We start from the raw sequence: 23,596 nt of genomic DNA, 5'->3' as shown, positions 1-23,596 counted from the left end.
CATGCCGCATTCTCCCATGTATTCTCCTGGTGAACCCTCTAGGGAAAAATCAGAAAACCGCACCCGGAAAAAGTTACAGCGCGAAGCTATCTTAGGGTTCTTTTTTGGTTTCACGCTCCTAGCTTTTATCCAGGCAATAATAAATTTCTTGCGACCTAATCCAGCTGTTTTCCCGGCAGTATTATTGTTGATTTTCATCCTCATTGATCTGGGATTATGGCGCTGGTATAGCGCGGATGACGCATAATCAGGGTCGGGAGGAATGCGCGCGTAATCGTCGCCAAGCTATTCGAGCATAAGAATGAATCAAGGCGGTACTTTCGCGAATCACCAACCAGGTGCGGTGGCGTCGTGGAGTGGGCGCACCAAAAACCACGATATTCATTCCAAGGTGCCACGCCCACGCTCGAGTACGCCACTTGTGAAACCCACTGGTGACAACACAAAAATCACTATTGCCGCGATCTCTAAGAAGTGCCGCTGCATTCTCTAGATTCTCATTGGTAGAGGTCGCTTCATGCTCTTCTATAATGCGCTCCGACGCAATCCCACGCATACGCAGCCAATGAGCCATCACAGCGGCTTCTCCTTTGCCAGAAACGACGATCAACCTCTCATTATCGTGACTAAGCTCATAGGCTTTTTCTAGGCGCGATTCTAACACCGAACCGGGGATAAAAGGATACTCACTCTCATCTGTTCGAGGATGATACTGGGCATAATACTGCCCAGGGTTAGGAAAAACAACGTGATCCAAGAACAACCAATGGCAATGGAGATATAGGAGTCATAGGCGTAGCACCCACGAATGCAATGTTAATCTCATTGTCTTGTTGTTTTTATTGTCCTAGTAGGCGCTGTCTGAGTTTCTCGTCTTTTTCTTCTACTTCAGTGCGCATATTTTCTTGGTAGTCAACCATCTTCTCTATTAATTCTGGTTGATGTGCACCTAAAATGCGCACTGCTAATAGTCCCGCATTCTTAGCGCCACCAATCGATACTGTTGCTACTGGCACACCACCTGGCATTTGCACAATGGATAGGAGTGAATCCATGCCGTCTAGTTCTTTGAGGGCACGCGGTATTCCGATCACTGGCAACGGTGTTGCAGCAGCAACCATGCCTGGTAGATGTGCTGCGCCACCTGCACACGCAATGATGACTTTGAGTCCTCGAGTGTGCGCTTGTTTGGCATAGGCCAACATTTTCTCAGGGGTGCGATGTGCAGAAACTACTCCCACCTCAAAAACGACACCAAATTGAGCCAAGATATGCGCAGCTGGCTCCACCGTGGGCCAATCGGAATCTGATCCCATAATCAAACCGACGAGAGGTGTTTTCTCACTCATTGTTCACCGTCACTTTCTGTATATGTTTTTTAGTTTTTATGCTTGGTCGTTCTCGGGTTCATTGTTCTCGGGTTCATTCCACACGCCATGGACCATAAAATATGCAGCTGCAAGCGCTTGTTGTCGAGTTTGTTCTACATCGGTGCCACATATATTCACATGACCAATTTTTCGTCCTGGTCGATGAGTTTTACCATAAAGATGAATTTTGGCTTGTGGGTATCGTCGCCAAACTGCTTGCATACGTTCAGGAATAGATAACTCTGGTTCCGTTGCACCACCAAGGATATTGGCCATAACAGTCACTGGGGCACGAAGGTCTGTACTACCCAATGGATAATCCATAACTGCACGTAGATGCTGCTCGAACTGACTGGTTACGCAACCATCTTGGGACCAGTGTCCAGTATTATGCGGGCGCATTGCCAATTCATTAACAAAAATTTCCGGTTGCCCCCATTGATCAGTTGTCTCAAAAAGTTCAACTGCCAGTACCCCGGTTACGCCTAATTCTTCCGCAATTCGACCGGCAAGGTCACGTGCTTGTTGTTGCAAGCTCTCAGAAAGCTGCGGTGCTGGAGCTATGGCTTGAGTGCAGATTCCATCTTCTTGCACCGACTCCACAACATCCCATGTTTTCTTTTCTCCAGAAGGAGTGCGGGCAACCATTGCAGAAAGTTCACGAGTCAGTGCTATTTTCTTCTCCGCCATAAGCGGAGTTCCTTTTTCTAATAGCTGCGCTACTAATGCTTCTAGTTCAGAACAAGTTTGGGGAAACCATACTCCGTGACCATCATAGCCACCACGACGAGCTTTCAGACATACTGCACCTGATACAGCTTCCCAGAATGCTTGTGCGTCTGCCACACTTTCAATCGCAGCAAAAACTGGTACAGGAGCGCCTAGTTCACGCAATTTTTTGCGCATCACTAACTTATCTTGTGCGTTCAGTAACGCCTGGTATCCTGGCTGCACATTAGCACCCTCATCAGCCAAAATACGTAAATGCTCGCTGGGGACATGCTCATGATCGAAAGTAATAACAGCACTGTCTTTAGCCACATGGCGCAAGGTATCCACATCGGTGTAGTCACCAATTACGATATCGGAACATACCTGAGCAGCTGAAGAACTAAGCCCTCCGGCAAGCACTCTGATAGATAACCCTAATTCTATTGCCTCAGTGTGGAGCATTCTTGCTAATTGACCGTCACCGATAACGCTAACAATAGGCATCCCTGGTGCATGCGCTGCGACGCTACGTTGTTGTTCATACTGTTGCTGTTGGCTCAAAGAAGTCACTCCCCAACTATACGTGATAAAAACTACATTCTTCTTCTATCAATCGAGCTATTTTTCCAGCACGCGGAACGTCGTCAAGCATAATGGGTTTGGCATACCCTTCAATGGCAATGAGTAATTTTTTCCCTTTCCCGCGCACACCAGTAATGGCATAAAGCGGAATGGACTCAGTATGGCTACCAATACCAAAATGACGGATTATGATTCGAGAATCGGTAAGTACCAAGCGATTTCGACGATTTTTTATGATGGGTACACCAAGAGACAAAAATGCGAGAAAGAACCAGATTCCGACAAAGATATTACGCATTCCCGTCTCGATAATGACATAAGGCTGTGGCTGATCTATATACCCAATGCCCATCCAGCATAGCGCTGTGAGCAGGGTCAGTCGTATTACCGGATATGCCAAACGCGACAAGGGTGCCGTGACATCAACAATAATATCCTCATCTGCTGCAACAACAAGAGCCATAGTTATTAGAATACCTAGACCACTAAGAACGTGAAGTTTCCGAAGAATCTGCAGGATCTGAACAGTAGTGCCATTGATCTTTTTGACGCAGATGAATAATATCTCCCACGCTCATCTCATGGGTCATACCAGCCTGATCTTCAATGAGTAAATGCCCTTGGTCAGTTACTGCCACGGCACGACCAAGCAATTCCTTTTCGCCAGGCAAAATAGCACGTACTTCTTGCCCAAGTGTCACGCATACCTTGCGATAATCGTCGATAAGCTCTGGCGCATTGTCTTCCCATTGCCGTATGCGCCGGTAGAAACTGCGCAACACGTGTACCGCCAATTCAGTGCGATCGCACTGTATCCCTTCCAGGTAGAGTGATGATGCGTGTGCTACTGGTAGCTCATCTTCTCGCAGATCGACGTTAAGCCCAACGCCAATAACAATTGCTGGATTGTCACCAAGGTCTACGGCTTCTGCAAGAATACCGCTGAGTTTCTTGGTGTTGCACACAAGATCATTGGGCCATTTCAATCCAATGCCTTCATGTGATTCAAGTACGTCCACTAATGCTAGGCCAGCTGCTAGCGATAGTGTGCCAAGGCGGTTTAAGGCGCTCTGGGGTGGTCTGATGAGTACGGAAAAGGCGAGCAAAGCTGATGGTGGCGCTTGGAATTTCCGCCCCATGCGCCCGCGTCCTGCCTGTTGATGTTCGGTGATATGCACGCTCCACGCTGGTGCCCCTGCACGGGCTGCGGCTACAAGATCAGTGTTCGTGGAGCCAGTGCTGTCACTGTGATAGATAGTGGAAAAAGGACCTAGACCACCATGTGCAGTGAGCTGTTTTTCTAAAAAAGCATGGTCGAGTGGTATGCGATTCCTGGTTTGTGACGTAGTCATGCATGCGGCGGAGTCCTCAGTGGAATTCATGGTCACATTCTAAGGTTTTCCCTAGTTTTACTTGTTCTAATACCCCTCACATACCCCCACACTAGAAAAGTTTTACATACAATACTAAATTAGTAAAACATGACTATTTCCTCATATTCTGTGGACACTTCTTCCCTTCCTGGAAAAATGACCACCGCTGAAAAAATTTCCGACCTCATCACACGCCGTCGCAAAGCACTCCTGCCACTAGGAAAAGCAGCGCTAGCAAAAGTACGCAGTCAAGGCCGGCTTAGCGCACGCGATCGCCTCGAGTATCTACTTGATGAAGGCTCATTTATCGAAACCGATCAGCTTGCCAAGCATCGCACTTTTTCTTTTTCTATGCAGGAAAAACGTCCAGAAACCGATGGAATCATCACTGGATGGGGCACTATCGACGGGCGGGAAGTCTGCATTTTCTCCCAAGACGGCACCGTGTTCGGTGGCGCATTAGGAGAAGTCTATGGAGAAAAAATGTGCAAAATAATGCGACTAGCCGTCGACACAGGGCGCCCCCTCATTGGACTTTATGAAGGTGCCGGAGCACGCATTCAAGACGGTGCCGTCTCTCTGGATCTCATCGCGCAAACTTTCTATCACAACATCAACGCCTCCGGTGTCGTGCCACAAATATCAGTAATCATGGGCTCCAGCGCTGGTGGAAATGCGTATTCACCAGCACTGACCGACTTTGTCATCATGGTAGAAAATAGTGCCAAGATGTTTGTTACCGGTCCCGATGTGATTAAAACAGTCACCGGAGAGGAAGTTTCCCAAGAACAATTAGGTGGGGCAGCCATACATATGACCACCGCAGGAAACTCCCACTACACTGCCGAAAGCGATAAAGACGCACTTGACTTCGTCGCTGATCTCATCAGTTTTCTTCCAGATAATAATCGCTGCGTTGCCCCTATCACTGATCATCACGTCGATGAAGGCACTATCGACTCTTGTCTCACCCCCGACGATATGCGCCTCGACACCATTATCCCAGATTCCCCCAGCATCCCCTATGACGTTCATGAGGTCATCAGTGCGCTTACCGACGATGGTGATTATCTTGAAATTCAAGCTCAGCGTGCAGAAAATGTGGTCATCGCCTTCGGGCGCATTGAAGGACAATCAGTTGGTTTTGTCGCCAATCAACCCACACAATTGGCTGGATGTTTGGATATCGATTCCGCAGAAAAGGCAGCAAGATTTATTCGCACATGCGATGCCTTTAACATCCCTATCATTATGCTGGTCGACGTTCCGGGATTCCTCCCGGGAACTAACCAAGAACACGGTGGCATTTTGCGTCGAGGAGCTAAATTACTCTATGCCTATGGGGAAGCAACAGTACCAAAAATTACAGTCACAATGCGTAAAGCCTATGGTGGGGCATATTGCGTTATGGGTTCTAAAGGTCTTGGTGCTGATGTTAATTTCGCATGGCCAACAGCACAGATTGCAGTTATGGGTGCCGCAGGTGCCGTCGGATTTTTGCACAGAAAAGAAATAACCGCAGCCACAAAAAATGGAATGAGTGCAGAAAATATCGCAGAACTTATCCATTCTTTTGAGCGCGAATATGAAGATCAGATGCTTACCCCCTATCTCGCTGCTGAGCGTGGTTTGATTGACGCAGTTATTTTGCCCAGAGAGACACGCAGTCAACTAGCCAGAAATTTGCGTTTACTCAGAACAAAGCACGTACAGCGCCCCGCACGCAAGCACGGAAATATCCCCCTTTAGCACCCCCTTTTTCCGTTTTCTTTTCCTTTTCTTTTCTTCGATCGAACTTTTTTAACAAAACAGTTCACATAACAAGTCTTGACAACCTAAACTAGGAAAACATGACTGCCACACTCAATAATAATGCCGATAATCAGGCACCAGATCTTTCTACCACCGCTGGTAAACTTGCAGATCTTCGTGCTCGACTTGCCGAGGCACAAGCCCCAATGGGGCAAGCTGCCGTTGAAAAAACTCATGAAGCTGGAAAGAAAACAGCTCGTGAGCGTATCGAATACCTCCTTGATGAAGGGTCATTCGTTGAAGTAGACGCATTAGCACGTCACCGTTCTAAAAACTTTGGTCTTGATGCAAAACGTCCAGTCACTGATGGTGTCGTTACCGGTTATGGCACTATCGACGGAAGAAAAGTGTGTGTATTCTCCCAGGACGGCGCTATTTTCGGCGGTGCACTTGGAGAAGTTTATGGTGAGAAAATCGTCAAAATCATGGATCTCGCCATTAAAACTGGGGTACCTCTCATTGGTATCAATGAAGGTGCCGGCGCTCGTATTCAAGAGGGCGTAGTATCTCTCGGATTGTATTCACAGATTTTCTACCGCAATACCCTTGCCTCAGGTGTTATTCCACAGATTTCACTTATCATGGGCGCTTGTGCAGGTGGACACGTATATTCACCAGCTCTTACCGACTTCATCATCATGGTTGATAAGACATCCAAGATGTTCATCACCGGCCCAGATGTCATCAAGACTGTTACTGGCGAAGAAGTCACTCAAGAAGAACTCGGTGGTGCACATACTCATATGGCAACCTCAGGTACTTCGCACTACACTGCTGCCGATGATGCCGACGCTCTTGATTGGGTACGCGACCTTGTTGGGTTCCTCCCTTCTAATAACCGCGCTGAAGCTCCTCGTGAGCAAGCTGAGATTATGGTTGGTTCCATCCAGGACAACATCACGGATTCTGATCTCGAACTCGACACTCTCATCCCTGATTCACCCAACCAGCCTTATGACATGAAAGATGTCATTACACGCGTTCTCGATGATGAAGATTTCTTCGAGATTCAAGAAGGCTATGCAGGCAATATCATTACTGGTTTCGGTCGAGTCGAAGGACGTTCTGTGGGCATCGTTGCTAACCAGCCAACAGAGTTCGCCGGCTGTCTTGACATTAAAGCATCAGAGAAAGCAGCACGCTTTATCCGCACCTGCGATGCGTTTAACATTCCTATCATCGAGTTCGTCGATGTACCAGGGTTCTTGCCTGGAACAAACCAAGAATATGACGGCATTATTCGTCGTGGCGCTAAATTGCTCTACGCTTACTCAGAGGCTACCGTCGGAAAAATTACTGTCATTACCCGTAAGTCTTATGGTGGCGCATACTGCGTTATGGGTTCCAAAGATATGGGTGCAGATCTCGTTTTTGCTTGGCCAACAGCACAAATTGCCGTCATGGGTGCAGCAGGAGCTGTGGGATTCATCTACCGCAAAGAGCTTAAGGCTGCAGCAGCCGAAGGTAAGGATGTAACCGCAGTCGCTAAGGAATACGAACGCGAATATGAAGAAACTCTCGTTAATCCATATATGGCAGCCGAGCGTGGTTTCGTTGACGCAGTTATTCCGCCATCAGAGACTCGTGGGCAAATCATCGAAGGCTTGCGCCTCTTGGATCGTAAAGTGGTCAATGTCCCAGCAAAGAAGCACGGTAATATCCCACTGTAATGCTTAACAATACGTTGTTGTTCGTTGTTACAGTCCACACAGGAAGATGAATGCCATGTCCGAAAAAGAAAACACTGAGGCTCAGCAACCAGAAAAGCAGCCTTTTCTGCGCGTTCTCAAAGGCAATCCTAGTGCCAGTGAAGTTGCCGCCCTCACCGTTTTATTCGCTGGTCTTGCTCAGTCCAGCAGTCAAGAACTTGAGCGCGAACGCAACCTTTGGGGCAATATCGAGGAACGACTCCGCAAACCTGCCACCTATAATCCAACAGCGTTTCGCAATGTGAGTTTCTTCTAAGCACTCAGGCTTATCCGCACGTTATCAGGGATCTTAGCATTCTCTTTGCTAAGATCCCTTAACTATGCGCATTGTTCTTGCTTCTGCTTCTCCCTCTCGTAAAGCAATTTTGCTTTCTGCAGGCGTCGAACCGCACATACATCCAGCCCATGTTGATGAGGAGAAACTCATTGCGCAGCTCCACAAGCACAATGCCACACCAGAGCATATCGTTACAGAGCTTGCCACAGCCAAAGCACAATCTATTGCCCCGCAGTATCCGCATGATGTAATCATTGGTGGAGACTCCATGCTGCTTATCGACGGCGCACTTCAAGGAAAACCACACACAATCGACAACACAATCGCTAGGTGGAAAGCACAACGCTCGAAAACTGCGCAACTTATTACAGGGCACCACATTATTACGCCACAAGGTACGCATAGTGAAGCATCATGCACCACTGTGCATTTTGCGAATCCGAATGATGAAGATATCGAGGCATACGCACGAAGTGGTGAACCGCTAAAATGCGCTGGTGCTTTTACGCTAGAGGCATTAGGCGGATGGTTCATCGATAAAATCGAGGGTGACCCCTCTAGCGTAATCGGGTTATCACTTCCTGTTGTTCGTCGAGCGCTTTATCACTGCGGCTATAATGTTTCTGATTTTTGGTCTGCTGCTCCCCCAGGGTCGAATCTCTGAGCATCATCTTTCCATATCTTCACATCGGGCAAAAACTTTGGCAGAATCAGTTTTATGACAAAGTTCAACGATATGCTTGCGCCGCCTCCTGTCACACTACCTGCAGAACATATTTCTAGTTCCGTGTCCTATAGCACTGTTCTCGAGCATCCAGACAGCCCACTCATGTGGGCTACCTTGGCAGAAGAAGCGATTGCTCACGCTGCCACTGACCAGGAAAAAGCAACTGCTTATGCTTTCGCCCGAACAGGATATCACCGTAGTCTCGATAGGTTGCGTGCTCATGGTTGGAAAGGCTGGGGTCCAGTACCTTTCACACATGAACCTAATCAAGGTGTGTTGCGTGCAATTGCCGCACTAGGAAAAGCCTCACTGATGATTAACGATCAAAACGAGTACGACCGTATTCGACAAATGCTTTCCGACGCTGACCCTAGCTGTGTTGCCACCTTACTTGACGCATAACTGCCAGGCTTGAGCCGCTGTGCTCAAGCCCACGTTACTTGGGTGCATTAACTTTTTTCTTCCCACATTGGCAGCACCTGTACTTTATTTCTCCTGAGGAACTCCCTCATCCCTGGCATAGCAAAACTTATTTTCCCATGCACAGGTGAATACACCACATGCTTATTCATCAGTCGGATTCGATATTGACTGATGTAATTACTACTGACGTCTAACCGCTGGGCTATATCACTAACCCGCGAAAAGCCTTCATCCTGTGCCATCGCATAGAGGAATGCCTGTTCACGATCACTAAGCGAACGCAAAATAGGACGATGCACATTCATCCCTACAAGAGTTAAGGCTGATTCAGCAGCAGTTTTCACTAATTCTAGTGTTAGCTCACGCTGCTGTAACGTCATAGCTGCGTCAAAGATGCATGACCCCAATGCTTGAATCAAATACGGATACCCTCGAGAAATCTCTAGCGTATTCTGCAAAGCATCGTGATGCCACATTAACCCTTCAGATTGAATAGGTAATTCCAAAGCTAGCCGAGCACTTTCATAGTCAAGAGCTCCTAGCACTTCATGTTGCGCACGACGTAGAAACGTAATTCCTGGTGCATCAAGTAACTTGTCAATGTTCTCAGGCAGCCCGGCCATAATTAACGCGATAGGTCGACCTTCGCGAAATAAATGTTGAATTGTTGCAGCAATTTCTTGTAGATCTGCTAATGCCCCTGTGTGCAATTCATCAATGCTCAGCACTAGTCCGGTGCTATGTTTACCTAAAAAATCACACAACGTAGTCAATTGGGATCTTAAACTAGGCGAGGCAACATATTTCTGCTCAGTATGAAAGTTCACTCCGCCCAACCCTGCTGGGATTTGCACACCGGTAATCCGTTTAATTTGCGCTTTTGGATCTAACTCAGATAAGAGAGTGGGTAGGTGCTCCATAACGAGTCGATTTTTTAATCCAGGTATTGCGGTTTCACTTATCACCAACCATCCATTATCGATAGCAGTATTTTCGAGAGCATTCAAGGCAACTGTTTTCCCAACCCCACGTGCTCCAGATAGCAATAACATCCGACGAGCATCTGCTGTTTTTACCTTCAGCCCATCCATAAACGTAGACAGTATTTTATCTCTGCCTACAAAATACTGTGGAGTAATACCGAAGGTAGGAGTAAATGGATTTGCGATATTCATTTTTCTAACTCTAGCTACATAGTGTTTAGTTTTGTTAGTTTTTCTCTATTTTCGCAGGAAAATTTTTTATAAAATAAAAAATAGTGTTTAGTTTTATTAGTTTTTGCTTTCTCGGCGCAATTCCTCATCCAGTCCATAAAGGGCTAAACCCATAAAGAAAAGCACCCCGAAGGGTGCTTTTCTGCATCAAACAACAATTAAAGAATGGCAGTATTAGGCGAACTTCTTTTCTACGCGTGCAATAGCTTCTTTCGCCACTAGCTCTTGAATACCCATATCCAATTCCGAGGTAAATCCAACACAAGAGCAGTTGATCTCACCAAGAACATACGTGTCAGATCCGTCCTCAGCGTCGGCAAGCATGAAGTCTGCGGTCCAGATCAATGGGATGTTGTCGCCACCTAGCTTTTCTGCGATAACTGGACGAGCCTGAGCAAACATATCGATAAGTTCTTGCCATGACTCAGGCTTATCATAGGTGTATTTTGCACCAGAGAAGAGGGTTGCCGAGAAGTTATCCCCACCCTCAGCTGGCTTCTTGTGCACCACGAATACCGGATGAGGACCGACAAGAAGAATGCGGATCTCACCCTCGACGATGCGCGGCATAAAGCGCATATCGACGAGCATACCGTTGTCACCAATGATGTACTGATCGCAGAAGTCCATAAACTCACCGAGTTCACGGATTTCTGTGTGATTATCTACCGCTTCAGTACAACGCAACTTTGTATCCAATGGCAATGCAGTACCTGGGGTTACTTGTGCGGCAAGTTCTTTGTCTTCAAGTTGCACACGCCAAATACCAGAACCAGTAGAACCACGATTTTGTTTTAATACGCGCTCGCCATACGACAATGAGGTTGGGAAAGTATTGTGGAAAGTTTCCACATCATAGTAGGCTGCAGTGTCAGCAGGCACAAGGTCAGTGTCGTTGAGCTTTACTAACGCATCTTTGGCACCATATGCCATCATCTCTGCTGGAGTAGACATACCGATAAGACCAGCATCAGATAGCTTGCTGAGTAGATCAAAATATCCTTTTTCACCGCCTGGGATATTGCCAGGATTTACTCTGGAAATATAGGCATCGCAGTTAGTGGATACATACTCGAAAATTGCTTCTGCCCATTCTGGACGATAGAAAATTACTTCGCTTTCCCAGCCTTGTGCTTTGATCGCGTTAACAATTGGCATGGTGTCTTTGCGGTGTCCATCAAAGTATTTATCTGAACCGCCTTCGACCTCGAAAACAACAATGCGCTTGTGCACGATAATTCGCCTTTCCGACGTGAGTGTTTTATGAGTGTGATGTGTGAAGCATTCTGAACCAACATTGTCTTAGCAGGAATCAGGAATAATGCATACACTTTCTATGATATTTAACTAGGCCTCAATGTGCTGAGTGAATAGAAAATCAGTAAGCAATAACACATCTGTGCTGTACATACAGCCTCTATTCAGTAGCGAGAGCTTGATTTTTCTCGGTTTTCACCCAATACCTACCCGATGACACGCTGTTGCCAATCCCCCATCTGTGGCTGCATATCAAGAAAAAAATGCTCACACAACATAAATTGGTTTTATTAGTATTTATGCTATCTACGACATGGAAATTAAGATATGTATTTTTAATTTTGCACCGTAGTGCATAATATGAATGCCACGCAGATAAATGCGCTTTGGCAGATATAAACCACTAATAAACATAATTACGACAATGAGAACCACATAGTAGAAGAAAGGCTCATTATTCATGGCAGTTCCATTTGATCCACACCCACTTTTACAGGATTATGCCCACCCAGAATGCCTTGTCTCAGCGGCTTGGCTCAGTGCCCGGTTAGGAACAGATGGTATCCGTGTTATCGAGTCTGATGAAGATTCTCTCTTATACGATATCGGTCATATCCCGGGCGCGATTCGGATTAACTGGCTCAAAGATCTCAACGATGGCAGCATTCGAGATTTTATTTCTGGCGAGCAATTCGCGGCTTTGATGGAAGAAAAAGGCATTAGCCGCGACGACACAGTCATTATCTACGGCGATAAAGCAAACTCATGGGCTGCTTTTACTTTTTGGATCTTTAAGCTCTTTGGTCATGAAGATGTGCGCCTGCTTAATGGTGGTCGTGATGCTTGGATGGCAGAAGAGCGCGATACATCTTTTTCCATCCCTGAATACCCTGCCACTCATTATCCAGTAGTAGAGCGTGTAGATGTACCTTTGCGCGCTTTCTTTACTGATGTGTTGGAAAAAAACAACAACACAGTTTTGCTTGATGTCCGAGAGGAAGATGAATATATTGGCAAAAATTCCACTTCCTACCCTCATAAAGGGGCATTACGACAGGGTCATATTCCAAGCGCTATGAATATCACATGGGATAAAACGATCTTACCTAATACTTATTTCCGCTCCCACGAAAATCTCAAAGAGATTTTCCAAACCCTGGATGACTCCATGGAAATAATTACTTACTGCCAAACTGGAGAGCGGGCTGCCCATACCTGGTTTGTTCTTAAATACCTGGTAGGGATTAAAAACGTACGTATTTATGATGGCTCTTGGGCAGAATGGGGCAATATGGTTCGTAACCCTATTATCCGCGGTTCCCTACCTGCATAATTTTCTTCAGAAAAACTTATTCCCACCGTCGTTAGTTAAGTATCCATGAAGCATTGATATACTGACTCCTTTTGCGGAATGAACCCATTGCTTTTCGTGGCGAAGAAAATAAAAATATTGTCGTTTTTGCTTTAACTAACTTCAGAATATGCGAAGATATTATGTGTTATTTCCTTTTCCACCTATTACTGTCTTGTTGATAGCAGCACAGTAATATGGTGGTAAAAGTTTAAGTATCGACCTAGAACTCACTACAATCAGGAGAAATCCACCGTGTCTGTAGAAAATAAAAAAATTACAAAGGTACTGATCGCCAACCGTGGTGAAATCGCTATCCGCGTCATTCGTGCAGCTCGTGATGCAGGTATTGCGAGCGTTGCGGTTTATGCTGAACCAGATGCAGATGCACCTTTCGTTTCTCTCGCCGATGAGGCTTTTGCTCTCGGTGGTCAAAACTCTGCTGAGTCTTACTTAGTAATCGAGAAAATCATTGATGCAGCTCAAAAATCAGGCGCAGATGCCATTCACCCAGGTTATGGTTTCCTATCTGAAAATGCTGACTTCGCACAAGCTGTTATTGATGCAGGCTTAATCTGGATCGGTCCTTCCCCGCAGTCAATCCGTGAGTTGGGTGACAAAGTTACCGCTCGCCACATTGCATTGCGCGCAGATGCTCCTATGGCTCCTGGTACCAAAGAACCAGTCAAAGATGCTTCTGAAGTCGTTGCTTTCGCTGAAGAACACGGCTTACCAATCGCTATTAAAGCTGCCTTTGGCGGTGGCGGTCGTGGTATGAAAGTGGCTTATAAGATGGAGGAGGTTGCAGAATTATACGAATCTGCAACACGTGAAGCTACCGCTGCTTTTGGTCGTGGTGAGTGTTTCGTCGAGCGCTATCTAGATAAGGCGCGTCACGTCGAGTGCCAGGTTATTGCCGATCAGCATGGCAATGTTGTTGTCGCGGGTACTCGCGACTGCTCTTTGCAGCGCCGTTTCCAGAAACTCGTTGAGGAAGCACCAGCACCTTTCCTTACTGAGCAGCAGCGCACCTCTTTGCATGAATCAGCTAAGCGTATTTGTCGCGAAGCAGGATACTACGGTGCAGGTACTGTTGAGTACCTCGTTGGTTCCGATGGATTAATCTCTTTCCTCGAGGTCAATACGCGTCTTCAGGTAGAACACCCAGTGACCGAAGTAACCACCGGTCTTGATTTGGTACGCGAACAATTCCGCATTGCAGAAGGTCAAGAGCTACGTATCAAAGAGGATCCAACTCCACGCGGACACGCATTTGAGTTCCGTATCAATGGTGAAGACGCTGGTTCTAACTTCATGCCTGCACCGGGCAAGATTACAAAGTACGTTGAGCCTGCAGGTTCTGGTGTCCGCATGGACTCTGGCATTGTGGAAGGCTCTGTCATCGGTGGTCAATTCGATTCCATGCTAGCTAAGCTCATTGTCTTTGGTGAAACACGTGAGGAAGCACTGGAGCGCTCTCGTCGTGCGCTTTCTGAATACGTGGTTGAAGGTATGCCTACTGTCTTGCCTTTCCATCGTCATATCGTAGAAAACCCTGCATTCGTTGGTGACGGGGAGAAATTCGATGTCTACACCAAGTGGATCGAAGAAGAATGGGATAACCCAATTCCTGCTTATGTTGACCCTGCAGACCAGGCTGAAGAGGAAGCACAAGAGCCAGCGCAGAAGGTTATTGTTGAAATTGATGGTCGTCGCGTAGAGGTGGCATTGCCAGCTAATCTCGCTCTCGGCGGTGGCAATGCAGCAGGTGCGAAGAAGAAGGCCAAGAAACGTCGTTCCGGTGGTGCCAAAGCAGGGGTATCCGGTGACACTGTTGCCTCACCAATGCAAGGTACTGTTATCAAGGTCAATGTCGAAGAAGGCGCTGAAGTAGCTGAAGGCGATGTTGTCGTTGTGCTTGAGGCAATGAAGATGGAAAACCCAGTAAAAGCACACAAAGCAGGAACTGTTAGCGGTCTTGCAGTAGCAGCTGGCGAGGGCGTAACCAAGGGTCAAGCACTGCTTGATATTAAGGATTAATCCACTAACGAGCCCATAGCACGTCAGCCAGCAGAGCAGCGTGCCTAGTATGTCTTTTCCATACTAGGCACGCTATTTTTGTCCTTATCCTGCATATCTTTCAGATGGTATTGCATCCACAACCATAAGATCACCCCCTTGGCTACCCCCATTTTCTGTTCATGCTGCAAAGTTCGTCGAATAGCGTTAGCCTCAATTCGTAAAAAATCTTGGGTATGTGTTTCATGAACCCAGATATCAGCAACATAATTTGGATATTTATATGTCAGATACATCAGTGAAGAAAGCTCATAGTTTCAGTCGTCGTACTTTCCTCTCCTCTAGTGCACTTACCCTCGGCTTCTTGTCGTTTGGCGCCACGAATGCACAGGCAAATGTTTCCACCCCTGATTCCGCAGCTGGATTCCTGCACGGTGTTGCTTCTGGTGACCCACTGCCTGATTCTGTGATCATCTGGACCAGGCTCACCCCTGATGCTGCTGCAGTTCCTGGCTCCGGACTTGGCGCACCAACCCGCGTACGCTGGGAAGTAAGTGCACAGGCTCAGTTCTCCACCATCATTGCTGCTGGTGAAGTCACAACCAGCCCTGATTCTGATCACACAGTAAAAATTAATGTTACTGGTCTTGCCCCTGCAACCACCTATTTTTACCGATTCAGCGTTGTTGATGGTGCACTCAGTGGCACAAGTTCCCCTGTCGGTCGCACTCGTACAGCTCCTGCTGCTGGAGCAACACCACAAAATGTACGCTTTGGTGTCGTTTCCTGCTCTAATATCGAGGCGGGTTATTTCCTTAGTTACCGCGAACTTGCAGCGCGCAATGACGTCGAGTTCATTATTCACCTAGGTGACTACACCTACGAATATGAGTCTGGCAAATACACTGGCCTCTATGGCACTCTCGTGCGCCCTACCCAACCACCTCACCGCACCACCACCCTACAAGATTACCGAGTACGCCTTGGGCACTATCGCCGCGACGTAGATCTCTGCAATCTTCATGCTGCAAAACCAATGATCAGCATTTGGGATGACCACGAATTCGCGGATAATGCATACCGTGATGGTTTCGGTGGTAACTCAGCAACACTCAACGACGACGTACCTGCAATCAAAGCAGCTGCTACCCAGGCGTATTATGAATGGATGCCAGTACGTACCTCCAATGACGGAGCCAATGGCACACACCTCTACCGCCACCTACAGTTTGGTAGCCTAGTAGAGCTTATTCTGCCCGATCTGCGTACCTACCGTGATCGCCAATTATTGATGTACGGAAAGGGTAATTTCTTCAAGAGCGACCCTGACTTCCTCAGAGCAACTGGCGATCCACAACGCTCTGCACTAGGCGAGACACAATTTGCTTGGTTAAGCTCCGTGCTGGAAAGTTCGGCAACCCAGTGGCAGGCAATTGGTAACTCAGTCATGATCAGTCCTATGACATTACCGACAAGCGTCGATCCGCTCATCAACACATGGTTGCAAGAGCAATTTGGTCTGCCAAGCGACGGTCTTGCGCTCAACCAAGATCAATGGGATGGCTTTATGGCAGAGCGGCAACGTCTTGTTGATACTCTACGTGCCCAAGGAAAGAATAATGTTGTGTTCTTGACAGGTGATATTCACTCATCGTGGGCATCTGCCGTGCCAGCTAATCCAACCCGTTACCGAGCAGGTGATCGCCAAGCTGCAGCAACGGAATTCGTTGCTCCTTCAGTCACTGCTTCTAATGGTTATGAAGCAATTGTTTCTAAACCCGGCACTGAGGCCTTGGGCGATGTACTCATGAACACGGCTTATGAAGCATTGCGCTTAGCAAATCCTTGGCACCAGTGGATCGACATGAAATATCACGGTTTCATGGTGGTTGATTTCAACGCACAACGCACCCAATGCGATTGGTTCTTCACCAATACTGTCTTGGAAAATTCTGCTCAGTTCTACCACGCACGTAGCTACCAAACCCTTGCTGGAGCACCAGGTCCAGTGGCAGCTCCTGCACCTTTGCCCCAAACCGCAGTATATTAATTGGCACAAAGATAGCCGAAAGCATAAACGTCGCTAGAAATTTTCTAGCGACGTTTTCTCATGCTTTTTATAATGATGTGCTTACTCTAAGTCATCATGTTGAACCAACTGTCGAGCAGCTTCTGTGATAGAACCGGACAAAGACGGATACACAGAGAAAGTGTCAGCAAGGTCAGAAACAGTCAAACCATTAGATACCGCCACTGCAATAGGGAGAATAAGCTCTGAGGCAGTTGGTGCTACCACGACACCACCAATGATGAGCCCGGAATTCTTCCGACAGAAGAGCTTGACAAAACCATGACGTAAAGAACGCATTTTTGCCCGTGGATTAGTATGCAAAGGCAACATAATGGTACGTGCCATCACTTCGCCCGATTCAATCTGCGCTTGAGTAATACCCACAGTCGCAATTTCTGGACGAGTAAATACTGCAGTAGCGACAGTCTTCAACCGGATTGGTGATACACCTTCCCCGAGGGCATGATACATCGCAACACGACCTTGCATAGCTGCTACCGATGCCAAAGGGAATAAATCAGTACAGTCACCAGCAGCATACACACCAGCGACATTTGTCCGAGAAACACGATCAACTTTGATATGACCAGAATCGGTTGTCTCAATACCTACTTTTTCCAAGCCAAGATCTTTTGTATTAGGAATAGAACCAACAGTCATCAAGGCATGAGAACCAAAAATTTCCCGACCATCTGCAGTGCGCACGCACACGCCACCGTCCTCAGTGCGCGTTACGCTATCTACACGTGCATGTTTTTCTAAAGCTACGCCGCGCTCAGCCAACACTGTTTCTAGTACATCAGCAGCATCTGCGTCATCATGCGGCAGAATACGATCACGTGAAGCAACCATCGTTACTTTCACACCTAGCTCTGCAAAAGCAGAAACAAACTCGGCACCAGTCACGCCTGAACCGACGACAACAAGGTGTTCTGGCAATTCTTCAATATCATAGATCTGGCGCCAGGTAAGAATACGCTCACCATCAGGTTGTGCATTAGGCAAAATACGTGGACTAGCTCCTGTAGCCACTAGCACAAGATCACACTCGATAGTTTCTTCTGTGTTTTGCGTGGTTTCTACCTTGATATAGTGCACAGTTTGTTTGTGACTATAATCATCAAAGCTACCGCGACCTTGGATAACACGAATACCATGACGCTGCATTGATTCATAGATATCATGTGATTGCTCATCCGCTAATCCGCGCACACGATGATTCAGCGCTTGAATTTCAAGATAGGTTTCCCCAATTCCTTTATTCAAGCCCATATCATCAGCACGACGTAAATCGGTTTTAATGTTGGCGCCTGCAATAAAAGATTTAGAAGGAACACAGTCATCAATCACTGCGGATCCACCAAGACCGTGGTCTTCGATGAGAGTAATCTCTGCACCATATTTTGCACCAGCTAATGCTGCTTCATACCCAGCTGGGCCACCGCCGATGATGACAATTCGAGTCTTATGTGTAGGCACAGTTCCTCCTGAAGATGAGCATAAAAATTATAAGAATCTAAATAACCTAAGTCAGACATAGCGATATTAACTGAAACTACCATTAACAGCCACTTATCGCGTCTTAATGTCACCTACGATCATCACTATGGACGTGTCCACGCATCTGATACTGGTCCAACACCGCCGCAAAAAGCCGGATTCCTACTGCCAAAGAACCCTCATCAGCACGCATATCAGCTTGATGAAGATCCCCCACCTCGCCTATCGTGTCCCAGCACCCCAGTCGAGCCATAGAACCAGGTACATGCTCTAAATACCAGGAGAAGTCTTCCCCACCAGTAGATTGCGCAACCGTAATCACACTTGCAGGATCAAGGGCACGCGCTGCTTGACGCAATAATGAGGTAGCACAATCATCATTGACTACCGGAGGAACCCCCTTGGTATAGACAATGTCATATTCACAACCAGTAGGCGCTAACACTTGGTCAATAAGCTGGCGTAATAACGGTTCCATTTCTCGCCACACGTCAATATCCCCGGTACGTATTGTGCCAGCTACACTACCATGTTCCGGGATAGCATTCGGGGCATAGCCAGCATTAATCGTGCCAAAAACCATCACAGTTGCGCTACGTGGATCAACTCGGCGCGATAATAAGCCAGGCAGTTCTGTTACTAATTTTGCCAATGCGTACACCACATCAGTGGTTAAATGCGGACGAGCACTGTGTCCTCCTGCCCCTTTGACCGTGATTTCTACTACATCGCCTGCTGAGGTTATTGCTCCTTCACGCACTCCCACTTGTCCGACCGCTATTTTAGGTTCAGCGTGGACTGCAAAAATTGCGGCAACATTACGCAATGCGCCTTGGGCAATAACTTCAGGCGCCCCACCATCCATTACTTCTTCAGCAGGTTGGAAAATAATGCGCACTCCAGTCTCTAGCTGCGTCGTCTGTGCTAGAAAACACGCTAATGCCAATGCGATAGTGGTGTGTATATCATGCCCACAAGCATGCATAACTCCTGGTTTTACTGAGCTAAAAGGTTCTGCGCTTTGTTCATTAATGGGTAGTGCATCTATATCTGCTCGAAACGCCACGCGGGGTTTATCTTCAGGTCCGATGTCAACATATAACCCAGTTGGGGTAAAACGCACTGGATGAAGCCCATTATGTTTTAGGATTTCTTCAATAAAATCAGTGGTTGCAAACTCTTTATGCGATAACTCTGGGTACTTGTGTATGTGACGACGCCAACCAATGATTTCATCATGGTGTTCTGTTATCCAGTGCTGCGCTTCTTGTAGCAGTGCATTATTCATCCGCGCTTTTCTCCTAACCCCTTTCAATCAGAGTTATTCTAAACTATTTAGCGATAGTTTTTTAGTCGCGGTCGGTAATTGGCGCCTCTAATTCATGTTGCTGCTCAACTTTTTCTAATTCATATTGGTCAAACTCTGGTATCTGCCCTGGATAAGCAGTTTCGATATAATGCGGCGAAAAGGCCACCACATCAATCGCTTGTGTTGGCCAATGAATCTCAATGCTCAGATCCCCTGGAGTGTCTTCGGTAAAGACATCCGCGACGGTCTTACCTACCCCCGGTAACAACACTGCTGGTGGTACATGAAGCACTCGCGCCAGAGTATAGATTGTTTGCAGTGTTGGTCTGGTTGCTGTGCCAGAATTACTTTCATTTCTCTCAATGATGGAGATAGTAGTTCGACTTAAACCAGACAAATCAGCAAGTTTCGTTTGGGATAATCCACGCATTTCCCGGATAGCTTTAAGACGCACGCCGAGGGCATAGCCATAACTTGCCCAGTGCACGTCCACAATTGTCATGCTCTCTAGCCTGCACAATATAGTGAACTATTGATGTCCACTACAGTGAACACCCTTGCCTTGAGGGTCCCCTCAAGAGCACTTGCATGACAAAAAGCCAGCTAAAACCTATAGATCAATGTTGCGTGGCCCATAGAGACGATCGCCGGCATCCCCAAGTCCGGGGACGATATAGGCATCGTCGTTAAGTTCTGGGTCAATTGTGGCGGTCACAAGACGAACCGGATAGCCAGAATCAGCTAGCGCTTGCACTCCAGGCTGGGCACTTACCATACACACTGCAGTAATATCGCTGGCACCGCGAGCTACCAATAGCTCCAGCGCGTGCAATAATGAGCCACCGGTCGCAAGCATGGGATCAACGATAAACACGCTTCTACCACTTAAATCTTCCGGCAAGGCTTCAAGATATGGCACTGGTTGGTGTGTTTTTTCATCCCGAGCCAAACCGATAAACCCAACTTGTGCATCAGGAATCATAGACAACGCTGGATCAATCATGCCTAGACCAGCGCGAATCACTGGCACGATAATTGGTGGTTCTTCGAGACGAATTCCCTCTGTCATTGCCACTGGTGTCTGGAGCTTAAACTTTTCTACAGCTAAATCACGGGAGGCTTCATAAATAAGCATTGCACCCAGATCTGCTAATGCAACTCTAAAACCAGCATTATCTGTGCGTGCATCACGCATGATGGTCAAACGTGAAGACACAAGCGGGTGCTCGATAACTCTAATTTCCATACGCTCTATCCTAATCAATCCTCAGCATTGACACCTAGCTATGATTTTTCACAACAGGGAACCTGCCCCAGGTTCATACAGTCTAACGAGCTATGACTATTGAACTATCTACTACTAATGAACCTAATTTAGCTATCTGTCCGCACGCTATCCGCGCTCTCGTGCAGCAATTATTCGAGCAAACTGAGATTATTTCTCACCCTTTAGCCCGCTTCACGAGCCCAAATCCCAGCATCAATAATGCCCTTATCGCCTTTAATGCGGCAGTGGATAATTTGGTACAGCGCAGCGAGAAACAAAAGCAACATGCGCATTGCTTAATGGAAAAGGCACATGCACTCTTATCTGACATAGAACATCTGGACTCTTCACTCGCCTTTTCCCTGGAAAACTCACTGGTGAGCTCACTCGCACAATACTTGTGAGGCACAGCTATGAATGTTTTTACCCACGTACTCCCCACTCTTAATAGCATCTCGACGCTCACCCCAACGCTCCAGCAACTAACGGTTCCTACTTTTCCTGATTTTTCTCTTGCCCATAACCTGGCTCAACAATTCGGTGCGCCTAAGGCATTATTGGCTAGTCAATCAGAAACATTGCACAATGACCGATACCAAGTAATCTCCTTAGGTACCCGCATTGATCAAGAAACAAAAAATCTTGCGCATAGTTTATATGCACTTGGTCAGCAATTTCTTATCGACGTCTGCCAAAAATTCACCAGCCAATTAACTACTCTTGGACCAAATCCTTCGAGTGTGCTTGCGCTACGCGCACAATTGGGAGCACTCAACAAAGAATACGAGTATAAAATCTCCCAGCTACTTGATGATACCCAGTTAAGGTTGCAGCCAATCATTAGTGAGCTTGGCACTATCGCAACGAAAACAGATGCCGAACATGAATCTCCCCTGTCTCAACCAGCTCACACCAAAAATGATGAACCGTATTTTCCCCAAGAACACACGAGTGAAGGGCACGCCAGCGCTTATCAACGCGAACGTGGTCAGCGTGCCGTTGCCGCAGCAAAAAGTGCATTAGGTACGCCCTATGTATGGGGTGGCACCAGCCCAGCAGGATTTGACTGTTCTGGTTTTACTCAATGGTCATGGAGACAAGCTGGAGTAGAATTGCCACGTCTAGCAGAACAACAAAGTGTTGGTACACCTGTGGCACAGTCAGATCTTATTCCTGGCGATTTACTTGTTTGGGATGGTCATGTGGCTATGTACGCTGGTAATGGTGAGATTATTGAGGCTGGTGACCCAGTACAGATCAGCCCTTTGCGAACAACAAATATGGGGATGAACTTCAAGGGATACTTCAGACCTAGTTAAGAGCGTGTAGCATTTATGTTCATGGCGAAAAAAGACATTGTTCCTATCAAAATCTCTCTCACCGAAGGTGACTTTTACACCCTATGGGCACCACGTTGGCGTGAACGTGGTGAAGAATGGGAAGCATTCCTGGGATGGAAAGATGATCTCTATGGTTTCACCAGCCCAGAAGAACTCCTGCTTTTCCTGGAATCAGATGCAGAACATGATCTCACTTCACATCCACGTTGGAGTGCATTCCACAATAGTGGTGAGCAACGCGTCGTTCCTAGCGAAGAAGATTATTTTGATCTCATCGGTACCCCTGCTCTCTTGTGCGAAGCACCCGATAACGCTCGTGCAAGCACAGTGGCACGCAATTTTCATCTCGCACGCAGCCTTGCTGAGACAACAGACACTCCAGAGGTTCTCTCAGTCTTTTCCTCTTATTCTATTTTGGCTAACGTCGATAAGCGCGGTGTTGCGGGTGCACAACGTGATTGGACTACAGTCGGCAGGATTGTCCTAGAGAAATGGGATGGCATCATTGACGCTCTCGATAAGCTCGTGAGCACCCCAGAGGTTTCCGGTGATACCCAAGCAGCGCTAAGCCGTATTGAGCAGGCTCAAGAATTAGAAACACAAAAGCGTCATGAACAAGAACAGCAAGATAAAGAGAACAAAGCCAACGCTGACCCTTATGACTCTACTGTGTGGGCACAGTCAGGCATTGATCCTATCAAGGTGTCTATCAATGGTCGCAGCATATATACGCTACGCACTTATCTCAATAAGCAGCCTGTTTTCCTTGGCAAATATGGGGAAATTTTCAGTTTCCCGTCCGCCAAAGCACTCGTTCGTTGGCTAGTAGAACACGATGACCACGACCTTGCAGCGATGAGCACCTGGGAAGATATTATGACCTTAGCTCATTCAGGTGATCTGACAATGACAGTTCATGAGGACAATGTCTATTCCTTTAATGGCATTGCCCGTGATATTGCTACGGGAACTCATGCCGTGGATACTCAACAGATGGCTCGTGCTTATGAGTTGCTTGCCGACGCCGCCGACTGGGCAGCAGACGACTCTCTCAACTCATTCTTCCTCGCCAATCCACGTATGCAGGACTACATCTCCTATCTCTTAGGCGATTCTCAAACCACTGGATACACTCCTACCCCACCTTTCGATGAACATTCCCAAGCCTGGAAAGAACTCGAAGAAATGTTCATCAAACGCCTCAGCAAGATCTAACATTTCGCCTTCCAAGTCCTTCCAAGTACAGTGCATAGTTCTTCTTCGCAAAGAGCTATGCACTGTAGG

The 23,596-nt window shown here is 47.1% G+C and carries 23 protein-coding genes; 12 read left to right on the top strand and 11 right to left on the bottom strand.

The window, feature by feature from the left end; genetic code table 11:
• The first annotated feature begins 1 nt into the window (after nt 1).
• Nucleotides 2-247, top strand: coding sequence for a hypothetical protein (locus tag FQV43_RS02180; RefSeq protein ID WP_246846939.1), 246 nt, complete (start codon nt 2-4; stop codon nt 245-247).
• Here FQV43_RS02180 and FQV43_RS02175 read toward each other — a convergent pair whose 3' ends face one another.
• From FQV43_RS02175 to FQV43_RS02155, 5 genes are all read right to left on the bottom strand, one after another.
• The gene (locus tag FQV43_RS02175) at nt 248-676 is read right to left on the bottom strand and encodes a YdcF family protein (RefSeq protein ID WP_146340347.1); all 429 of its coding nucleotides are present in this window, start codon (nt 674-676) and stop codon (nt 248-250) included.
• A gap of 163 nt (nt 677-839) precedes the next feature.
• A complete protein-coding gene (gene purE / locus FQV43_RS02170) occupies nt 840-1,349 on the bottom strand; it encodes a 5-(carboxyamino)imidazole ribonucleotide mutase (RefSeq protein ID WP_146338544.1) in 510 nt (169 codons plus the stop codon).
• 36 nt (nt 1,350-1,385) lie between these two features.
• A complete protein-coding gene (locus FQV43_RS02165) occupies nt 1,386-2,642 on the bottom strand; it encodes a 5-(carboxyamino)imidazole ribonucleotide synthase (protein ID WP_256371498.1) in 1,257 nt (418 codons plus the stop codon).
• A 16-nt stretch (nt 2,643-2,658) separates the two neighbouring features.
• On the bottom strand, nt 2,659-3,126 hold the full coding sequence (locus FQV43_RS02160) for a hypothetical protein (RefSeq protein ID WP_146338538.1): 468 nt from the start codon (nt 3,124-3,126) through the stop codon (nt 2,659-2,661).
• Between the two features lie 22 nt (nt 3,127-3,148).
• A complete protein-coding gene (locus FQV43_RS02155; protein WP_246846980.1) occupies nt 3,149-4,045 on the bottom strand; it encodes a biotin--[acetyl-CoA-carboxylase] ligase in 897 nt (298 codons plus the stop codon).
• Nucleotides 4,046-4,144: 99 nt separating this feature from the next.
• Between FQV43_RS02155 and FQV43_RS02150 the strand changes: the two genes are divergently transcribed.
• From FQV43_RS02150 to FQV43_RS02130, 5 genes are all read left to right on the top strand, one after another.
• Nucleotides 4,145-5,785 (top strand): acyl-CoA carboxylase subunit beta, encoded by a 1,641-nt coding sequence (locus tag FQV43_RS02150; protein ID WP_144273951.1) that lies wholly within the window; start codon nt 4,145-4,147, stop codon nt 5,783-5,785.
• A 101-nt stretch (nt 5,786-5,886) separates the two neighbouring features.
• Nucleotides 5,887-7,518, top strand: a complete 1,632-nt coding sequence (locus FQV43_RS02145; RefSeq protein WP_144273949.1) for an acyl-CoA carboxylase subunit beta — start codon at nt 5,887-5,889, stop codon at nt 7,516-7,518.
• 55 nt (nt 7,519-7,573) lie between these two features.
• A complete protein-coding gene (locus FQV43_RS02140) occupies nt 7,574-7,813 on the top strand; it encodes an acyl-CoA carboxylase subunit epsilon (protein ID WP_144273947.1) in 240 nt (79 codons plus the stop codon).
• A 64-nt stretch (nt 7,814-7,877) separates the two neighbouring features.
• The gene (locus tag FQV43_RS02135) at nt 7,878-8,498 is read left to right on the top strand and encodes a nucleoside triphosphate pyrophosphatase (RefSeq protein ID WP_146338534.1); all 621 of its coding nucleotides are present in this window, start codon (nt 7,878-7,880) and stop codon (nt 8,496-8,498) included.
• Nucleotides 8,499-8,552: 54 nt separating this feature from the next.
• On the top strand, nt 8,553-8,963 hold the full coding sequence (locus FQV43_RS02130; protein WP_144273943.1) for a DUF3151 domain-containing protein: 411 nt from the start codon (nt 8,553-8,555) through the stop codon (nt 8,961-8,963).
• 47 nt (nt 8,964-9,010) lie between these two features.
• Here FQV43_RS02130 and FQV43_RS02125 read toward each other — a convergent pair whose 3' ends face one another.
• Together FQV43_RS02125 and FQV43_RS02120 are read right to left on the bottom strand one after the other, a co-directional pair.
• Nucleotides 9,011-10,159: an ATP-binding protein gene (locus tag FQV43_RS02125; RefSeq protein ID WP_144273941.1), complete on the bottom strand. Its 1,149-nt coding sequence runs from the start codon at nt 10,157-10,159 to the stop codon at nt 9,011-9,013.
• Between the two features lie 213 nt (nt 10,160-10,372).
• The gene (locus tag FQV43_RS02120) at nt 10,373-11,431 is read right to left on the bottom strand and encodes a Cj0069 family protein (protein WP_144273940.1); all 1,059 of its coding nucleotides are present in this window, start codon (nt 11,429-11,431) and stop codon (nt 10,373-10,375) included.
• Nucleotides 11,432-11,915: 484 nt separating this feature from the next.
• Here FQV43_RS02120 and FQV43_RS02115 point away from each other — a divergent pair, with 484 nt between their 5' ends.
• From FQV43_RS02115 to FQV43_RS02105, 3 genes are all read left to right on the top strand, one after another.
• Entirely contained in the window at nt 11,916-12,788 is an 873-nt protein-coding gene (locus FQV43_RS02115; protein WP_144273938.1) for a sulfurtransferase, read from the top strand.
• Between the two features lie 273 nt (nt 12,789-13,061).
• Nucleotides 13,062-14,846, top strand: a complete 1,785-nt coding sequence (locus FQV43_RS02110) for an acetyl/propionyl/methylcrotonyl-CoA carboxylase subunit alpha (RefSeq protein WP_146338531.1) — start codon at nt 13,062-13,064, stop codon at nt 14,844-14,846.
• 262 nt (nt 14,847-15,108) lie between these two features.
• Complete coding sequence (locus FQV43_RS02105) at nt 15,109-16,875, top strand: alkaline phosphatase (RefSeq protein WP_146338528.1); 1,767 nt, start codon at nt 15,109-15,111, stop codon at nt 16,873-16,875.
• 81 nt (nt 16,876-16,956) lie between these two features.
• Here FQV43_RS02105 and FQV43_RS02100 read toward each other — a convergent pair whose 3' ends face one another.
• The 4 genes from FQV43_RS02100 to upp form a co-directional block, all read right to left on the bottom strand.
• Nucleotides 16,957-18,375: an NAD(P)H-quinone dehydrogenase gene (locus FQV43_RS02100; RefSeq protein WP_146338526.1), complete on the bottom strand. Its 1,419-nt coding sequence runs from the start codon at nt 18,373-18,375 to the stop codon at nt 16,957-16,959.
• Between the two features lie 109 nt (nt 18,376-18,484).
• Nucleotides 18,485-19,684 (bottom strand): amidohydrolase, encoded by a 1,200-nt coding sequence (locus tag FQV43_RS02095; protein WP_146338523.1) that lies wholly within the window; start codon nt 19,682-19,684, stop codon nt 18,485-18,487.
• Nucleotides 19,685-19,745: 61 nt separating this feature from the next.
• Complete coding sequence (locus FQV43_RS02090; RefSeq protein ID WP_144273934.1) at nt 19,746-20,207, bottom strand: helix-turn-helix domain-containing protein; 462 nt, start codon at nt 20,205-20,207, stop codon at nt 19,746-19,748.
• A 108-nt stretch (nt 20,208-20,315) separates the two neighbouring features.
• Nucleotides 20,316-20,951, bottom strand: coding sequence for a uracil phosphoribosyltransferase (upp, locus tag FQV43_RS02085; protein WP_146338519.1), 636 nt, complete (start codon nt 20,949-20,951; stop codon nt 20,316-20,318).
• A gap of 92 nt (nt 20,952-21,043) precedes the next feature.
• On the opposite strand from upp, the gene FQV43_RS02080 reads away from it, so the two are divergent.
• From FQV43_RS02080 to FQV43_RS02070, 3 genes are read left to right on the top strand one after another with little or no spacing between them, the layout of a single operon-like run.
• The gene (locus FQV43_RS02080; RefSeq protein ID WP_144273932.1) at nt 21,044-21,376 is read left to right on the top strand and encodes a hypothetical protein; all 333 of its coding nucleotides are present in this window, start codon (nt 21,044-21,046) and stop codon (nt 21,374-21,376) included.
• A gap of 9 nt (nt 21,377-21,385) precedes the next feature.
• Nucleotides 21,386-22,291, top strand: coding sequence for a C40 family peptidase (locus FQV43_RS02075; RefSeq protein WP_146338516.1), 906 nt, complete (start codon nt 21,386-21,388; stop codon nt 22,289-22,291).
• A 21-nt stretch (nt 22,292-22,312) separates the two neighbouring features.
• A complete protein-coding gene (locus FQV43_RS02070) occupies nt 22,313-23,527 on the top strand; it encodes a hypothetical protein (protein WP_146338513.1) in 1,215 nt (404 codons plus the stop codon).
• Nucleotides 23,528-23,596: the final 69 nt, after the last annotated feature.

The sequence above is a fragment of the Corynebacterium sp. sy039 genome, from assembly GCF_007904105.1.
GTDB lineage: Bacteria > Actinomycetota > Actinomycetes > Mycobacteriales > Mycobacteriaceae > Corynebacterium.
Note: the sequence above shows the minus strand (reverse complement) of the source record. Positions and strands in the feature narration are given on the sequence as shown.